Origin of the sequence: Vibrio sp. 1731 (genome assembly GCF_033339955.1) — a bacterium.
GTDB lineage: Bacteria > Pseudomonadota > Gammaproteobacteria > Enterobacterales > Vibrionaceae > Vibrio > Vibrio alginolyticus.
Map to the genome: position 1 here is coordinate 75,014 of NZ_JAWOVO010000022.1, position 6,574 is coordinate 81,587.

Genomic DNA, 6,574 nt, shown 5'->3' on the forward strand with positions numbered 1-6,574 from the left:
TCCGATTGTGCGGTAGCATGACTCTGGGTCACATGCAGCAAAATATTAACTGGTCTAAGTGTATGTCTTCTTTGTCTATGAATAAAATGAAACTTGAGCATTTAATGTATGCTCTTCATGCATGTTTGATGTAAAACAAAGGGCGACATCAATTGTCGCCCTTAAGTGTAATACTAAAAATTTTAGTACTAGTTCATTTGCTTATGATTGTTGGCTCGATCACTACAACAACGTCTTGAACTGTTATGGTCGTTCAAATACTGTCGCAATGCCCTGACCCAAACCGATACACATGGTGGCCAGACCGTATTTCGCGTCTTTCGCTTCCATTAGGTTGATCAACGTTGTTGAGATACGTGAACCAGAACAGCCTAGTGGATGACCCAATGCTATCGCACCACCGTTAAGGTTGACCTTCTCATCCATAACATCAAGCAGGCCTAAGTCTTTAGCACACGGCAGAGACTGCGCGGCAAATGCTTCGTTTAGCTCAACCACATCCATGTCTTCAATTGAAAGACCGGCACGCTTGAGCGCTTTTTTCGTCGCAGGTACAGGACCGTAACCCATAATAGAAGGATCGCAGCCCGCAATGGCCATGCCTTTAATACGTGCACGAATATTCAAGCCAAGCTCATTGGCTTTCTCTTCGCTCATGATCAACATCGCTGATGCACCATCGGACAGAGCCGATGATGTACCGGCTGTTACTGTACCGTTTGCAGGGTCGAACACTGGGCGAAGTTGAGATAGACCTTCAACGGATGTTTCAGGGCGAATCACTTCGTCATAATCCAGAGTGAACAGTGTGCCGTCTGCTGCGTGGCCTTCAATTGGTAGAATTTCGTTTTTAAAACGACCCTCTACGGTTGCTGCGTGCGCACGAGCGTGAGAGCGAGCGGCAAACTCGTCTTGTTGCTCACGGCTAATGCCATGTAATTTACCCAGCATTTCAGCCGTTAAGCCCATCATGCCCGCAGCTTTTGCTACGTTCTTTGACATACCTGGGTGAAAGTCTACACCGTGGTTCATTGGCACATGCCCCATGTGCTCAACACCACCAATTAGGCAGATTTCAGCATCGCCAGTCATGATGGCACGTGTACCATCGTGAAGCGCTTGCATTGATGAGCCACACAAGCGGTTCACCGTCACGGCGCCAATTTCAATCGGCAGACCAGCAAGCAGCGCCGCATTACGTGCAACGTTAAAGCCTTGCTCTAGTGTTTGCTGTACACAGCCCCAGTAGATGTCTTCAATCTCGCTTGGGTTCACTTGTGGGTTACGCGCAAGAATGCCTTTCATTAGGCGCGCAGATAGATCTTCTGCTCGTGTATGACGGAAAGCACCACCTTTAGAGCGACCCATTGGAGTACGTAGACAATCGACTACGACAACATTTCTTGTTTGATTAGTCATTTTAGAATCCCTCCTTAGATAGAACCTTGCTGTTGTGCACCGTAAAAGCTTTCACCTTTCGCCGCCATATCAATCAGCATTTGCGGTACTTGGTACATCGCACCTAGCTCGGCGTGTTGTTTTGCCATTTCAACGTATTCAGCAATACCCACGCTGTCTAGATAGCGGAATACGCCACCGCGGAATGGAGGGAAACCAAGACCATAAACCAGTGCCATATCCGCTTCTTGTGGAGTGGCAATGATGCCTTCTTGTAGGCACAGCACCACTTCGTTGATCATTGGAATCATCATACGTTGAATGATGGTCTGATCGTCAAAGTCCTGCTTATCGGCACAAACGTCAGCAAGTACCGGTAAGATCGCTTCGGAGAAGGTTTTCTTCGGCTTACCTTTTTTATCTATGGTGTAGCTGTAGAAGCCATTACCATTTTTCTGACCATATTTGTCTGCTTCGAACAGTGCATCAATCGCATCACGACCTTGTTTACCCATACGCTCAGGGAAACCGTCAGCCATCACAGCTTGTGCGTGGTGCGCGGTATCAATGCCGACTACGTCAAGCAAGTACGCCGGTCCCATCGGCCAGCCAAACTTACGCTCCATGACTTTGTCGATTTTCGTAAAGTCAGCACCATCACGAAGTAGCATGCTGAAGCCGCCAAAGTATGGGAACAATACGCGGTTAACGAAGAACCCTGGGCAGTCATTAACGACAATTGGTGATTTGCCCATTTTCGCAGCATACGCCACAACACGATTGATGGTTTCATCAGAGGTGTGCTCACCACGGATGATCTCAACAAGAGGCATACGATGCACTGGGTTGAAGAAGTGCATACCACAGAAGTTTTCTGGGCGTTTTAGTGATTTTGCCAATAGGTTGATAGGAATCGTCGAGGTGTTTGAGGTGATAACGGTGTCGTCACCGACATGGGACTCAACTTCACTCAAAACTGCTGCTTTTACTTTCGGGTTTTCAACGACAGCTTCAACAATCACATCAGAGTTTTCAATACCTGCGTAATGTAAGCTCGGTGTGATTGACGCTAAAATACCCGCCATCTTAAAGCCATCAATGCGACCGCGAGATAAGCGTTTATTCAGCAGCTTAGATGCTTCAGTCATGCCTAGGTCGAGCGACGCTTGCGCGATGTCTTTCATTAAGACTGGCACACCTTTTAGCGCTGATTGGTAAGCAATGCCGCCACCCATGATACCTGCACCTAATACGGCTGCACGTTGCGTGTCTTTACTTGCTGACTTCGCTGCTTTTTTCGCAATGCCTTTGATGTATTGATCATTAAGGAATAGGCCAACGAGTGATTTTGCTTCTTCCGATTTAGCCAATTTCACGAAGTGCTTACGTTCAATGTCTAACGCTTCATTACGTGCAAAGCGAGCACCTTCTTCAATCGTGATAACGGCTGTCATTGGGGCAGGGTAGTGAGGACCTGCTTTTTGTGCCACCAGACCCTTCGCCATGGTGAAGCTCATCATTGATTCAAGCTTACTCAGCGTTAGAGGCGATGTTTTCTGTGCTCGGCGTGCTTGCCAGTCAAGTTTCTCATTAATTGCAGAGTTAAGAGTTTGTAGTGCTGATTCGTATAAAGCATCAGTCTCTACAACAGCATCGAGTAAGCCAATTTTCAATGCTTCATCAGCTCGGCATGCTTTACCTTGGGTTATGATTTCCATTGCGCTGTCTGCGCCAATAACGCGAGGTAAGCGTACACAACCACCAAAGCCCGGCATGATTCCCAGTTTCGTTTCTGGTAGGCCGATGCTGGTGGTTTTGTCACCAATACGCATGTCTGTTGCTAGCACACATTCACAACCGCCACCAAGAGCGTGGCCTTTGATCACTGAGATGGTCGGAACGGGTAAGTCTTCTAATTTGTTAAAGATGCTATTAGCAAATTGCAGCCATTGGTCGAGCTCGGCATCCGTTTTAGCAAACAGACCTAAAAACTCGGTAATGTCTGCGCCTACAATGAATGCGTCTTTATCTGAAGTGAGCAACAACCCCTTGAGGCCTTGATGGGCAATGAGCGCATCAAGAGCTTTATCTAGCGATTCTAATGTCGCTAGGTCGAGTTTGTTGACGGATTTTGGAGAGCAGAAGCTTAGCTCTGCAATACCATCTTGTATTTCCTTTACCTGTAGGGTTTCGGCTTGGTAAATCATTGTCTATCTCCATGACATACAATCGTGGATTGTCTGTATACCTATTTCAACGACGCCGTGTACCTCGGCAAATAGGTATCGAGGAAGTCGTTTTATTTTTGTTCTGGTTTGACCAGTAAGGTTAGTTTGGATCGTGGATTGTTTAATTTCAATACATTTTTTAAACAAGTGTTTAACATTTTGCGCTGTGGCAGATCTTATGCGACGGGTAAATCACACTCGTGATAGACTTCAGGCAAATAGACATGAATCCATAATCCTATGAATGACAAGCCTTATCTGATTCCAGCAGAGCCCGCTCAATTTGAAGAAGAAATTAAAAAGAGCGTCTTCATTACTTATTTGGCACACACGCCAAGTATCGAAGCTGCAAAAGCATTTGTTGATCAAATCAAAGCTAAACACGCTGATGCTAGACATAACTGTTGGGGCTTTGTTGCTGGTCGACCAGAAGATTCGATGAAGTGGGGCTTTAGTGATGATGGAGAACCTTCAGGGACGGCAGGCAAACCAATCCTGGCGCAGCTGTCTGGATCTGGGGTGGGGGAGATCACGGCTGTGGTCACGCGATACTCTGGTGGAATCAAGTTAGGTACAGGCGGCTTGGTTAAAGCGTATGGGGGTGGGGTTCAACAAGCGCTCAAGCTGCTTCAAACTATTGAGAAAAAAATAACCACAAAGCTCAGACTAACGTTAGACTATGGGTTTATGCCTATCGCACAATCAATCATGCCGCAATTTGGTGCGATAGAAGTCGAGGCTGAATACAGCGATCAGGTCGTATTAGTGGTGGAAATTGAGCTTCGAGAAGTGAGCGCGTTTACCCAAGCAATCATCAATAAAAGCGGGGCAAAGGCAATTGTCACTCCGCTAGACGGACAATAATGAAAAACAGGAAGCAACAGGGACAGCTTCGCTAGTCAATTTATCCATGCAATTTCGTTCAATTATTCGAATCGTCGGGCTACTGCTCGCACTCTTTAGTGTCACTATGCTTGCGCCAGCACTCGTTGCGCTGATCTATCGAGATGGTGCTGGTGTGCCTTTTGTCACGACATTTTTTGTTCTGCTGTTTTGTGGGGCCGTTTGTTGGTACCCAAACCGCAGGTATAAGCACGAGCTTAAAGCTCGAGATGGCTTTCTTATTGTCGTCTTATTCTGGACAGTACTTGGCAGTGCAGGCTCGATCCCCTTTCTCATTGCTGACAATCCGAACGTCTCAGTGACAGATGCGTTTTTTGAATCGTTTTCTGCTCTCACGACGACCGGGGCGACCGTTATTGTTGGTTTGGATGAGTTACCTAAAGCGATTCTATTCTATCGACAGTTACTGCAGTGGTTCGGCGGTATGGGAATCATCGTATTAGCGGTGGCGATTTTGCCAGTACTTGGCATCGGTGGTATGCAGCTTTACCGCGCCGAGATCCCAGGTCCAGTCAAGGATACTAAAGTGACGCCGCGCATAGCAGAAACTGCTAAGGCGCTTTGGTACATCTATTTGAGCCTGACTATCGCCTGTGCTTCGGCTTTTTGGTTAGCTGGTATGACGCCATTTGATGCCATCAGTCACAGCTTTTCCACCATTGCCATTGGTGGCTTCTCTACCCACGATGCCAGCATCGGATACTTTGATAGTTACGCGATTAACCTGATTACGGTGGTTTTTCTGCTTATATCTGCATGTAATTACACACTGCACTTTGCTGCATTTGCATCAGGTGGCGTACATCCCAAGTATTACTGGAAAGATCCTGAGTTTCGCGCCTTCTTGTTTATTCAAGTGCTGCTATTTATCATTTGCTTTCTATTATTACTGAAACATCACTCTTACACATCGACATACGATGCTTTCGATCAGGCTCTGTTCCAAACTGTATCAATATCCACAACAGCGGGCTTTACGACAACAGGTTTTGCGGATTGGCCGCTCTTCTTACCTGTGCTGTTATTGTTCTCTTCCTTTATAGGTGGTTGTGCTGGTTCAACAGGCGGCGGCATGAAAGTGATCCGTATCCTGCTTCTTACCTTACAAGGTGCGCGTGAACTAAAACGTTTGGTGCACCCTCGTGCGGTTTACACCATCAAAGTGGGTGGCAGTGCCCTACCGCAACGTGTTGTCGATGCAGTTTGGGGTTTCTTCTCCGCATACGCATTGGTATTTGTGGTTTGTATGTTGGGGTTGATTGCAACAGGAATGGATGAGCTCAGTGCGTTCTCGGCGGTGGCTGCGACTCTGAACAACCTCGGTCCTGGCTTAGGAGAAGTAGCGCTGCACTTTGGTGATGTTAACGACAAAGCAAAATGGGTATTGATAGTTTCTATGCTGTTTGGTCGTTTGGAAATCTTTACCTTACTTATTCTACTTACGCCGACGTTTTGGCGTAGCTAAGGGGAAATCGTGGCAAAAGCATTATTTCTATACTCTTCCCGCGAAGGGCAGACTAAAAAAATTCTCCACTATATAGATGAACAACTTCCAGACTTCGATTGTGAGCTGGTGGATTTACATAATGTCGAGACGATTGACTTCAGCCAATACGACAGAGTATTGATAGGCGCCTCTATTCGCTATGGCCATCTTAATAAAAAGCTATACCAGTTTATTGAGCGAAACCTCAATCAATTGGAGCAAAATAAAGTGGCATTTTTCTGCGTAAACCTAACCGCTCGTAAAGAGGACCAAGGAAAGGATACACCTGAAGGTAGTGCCTACATTCGCAAGTTCCTAATTAAGTCGCCTTGGAAACCAACGCTAATCGGTGTTTTTGCTGGTGCACTTTATTACCCACGTTATAGCTGGTTCGACAGAACTATGATTAGGTTCATTATGTCGATGACGGGTGGCGAAACCGATACGACCAAAGAGGTGGAGTACACCAATTGGGAAAAAGTGGCTCTTTTCGCAGATAAATTTAGAGAACTGTAGAAATAACGTGCTCTTTTGACCGCTTTTGATGCAAATTTATCCG

At 46.4% G+C, this 6,574-nt stretch carries 5 protein-coding genes; 3 read left to right on the top strand and 2 right to left on the bottom strand.

All coding sequences use genetic code 11. The annotated features are described in order from the left end of the window. Positions 1-243: 243 nt before the first annotated feature. A complete protein-coding gene (fadA, locus tag R7035_RS20585; protein ID WP_169643941.1) occupies positions 244-1,419 on the bottom strand; it encodes an acetyl-CoA C-acyltransferase FadA in 1,176 nt (391 codons plus the stop codon). Positions 1,420-1,433: 14 nt separating this feature from the next. After that, the gene (gene fadB, locus R7035_RS20590) at positions 1,434-3,605 is read right to left on the bottom strand and encodes a fatty acid oxidation complex subunit alpha FadB (RefSeq protein ID WP_054579435.1); all 2,172 of its coding nucleotides are present in this window, start codon (positions 3,603-3,605) and stop codon (positions 1,434-1,436) included. A gap of 261 nt (positions 3,606-3,866) precedes the next feature. Here fadB and R7035_RS20595 point away from each other — a divergent pair, with 261 nt between their 5' ends. The 3 genes from R7035_RS20595 to hemG are packed head-to-tail and all read left to right on the top strand — an operon-like array spanning position 3,867 to position 6,531. Beyond that, the gene (locus R7035_RS20595; RefSeq protein ID WP_005378891.1) at positions 3,867-4,490 is read left to right on the top strand and encodes a YigZ family protein; all 624 of its coding nucleotides are present in this window, start codon (positions 3,867-3,869) and stop codon (positions 4,488-4,490) included. Between the two features lie 46 nt (positions 4,491-4,536). Further along, positions 4,537-5,994 carry a TrkH family potassium uptake protein gene (locus tag R7035_RS20600; protein ID WP_005378893.1) on the top strand — a complete coding sequence of 486 codons (1,458 nt, stop codon included), beginning with the start codon at positions 4,537-4,539 and terminating at the stop codon, positions 5,992-5,994. A 9-nt stretch (positions 5,995-6,003) separates the two neighbouring features. Next, on the top strand, positions 6,004-6,531 hold the full coding sequence (gene hemG, locus R7035_RS20605) for a menaquinone-dependent protoporphyrinogen IX dehydrogenase (RefSeq protein WP_005378894.1): 528 nt from the start codon (positions 6,004-6,006) through the stop codon (positions 6,529-6,531). The last annotated feature ends 43 nt before the right edge of the window (positions 6,532-6,574 follow it).

Bases quoted from the DNA above. Each gene is read 5' to 3' on its own strand.
- fadA (WP_169643941.1), bottom strand. From the start codon at position 1,419: ATGACTAATCAAACAAGAAATGTTGTCGTAGTCGATTGTCTACGTACT.
- fadB (WP_054579435.1), bottom strand. From the start codon at position 3,605: ATGATTTACCAAGCCGAAACCCTACAGGTAAAGGAAATACAAGATGGT.
- R7035_RS20595 (WP_005378891.1), top strand. From the start codon at position 3,867: ATGAATGACAAGCCTTATCTGATTCCAGCAGAGCCCGCTCAATTTGAA.
- R7035_RS20600 (WP_005378893.1), top strand. From the start codon at position 4,537: ATGCAATTTCGTTCAATTATTCGAATCGTCGGGCTACTGCTCGCACTC.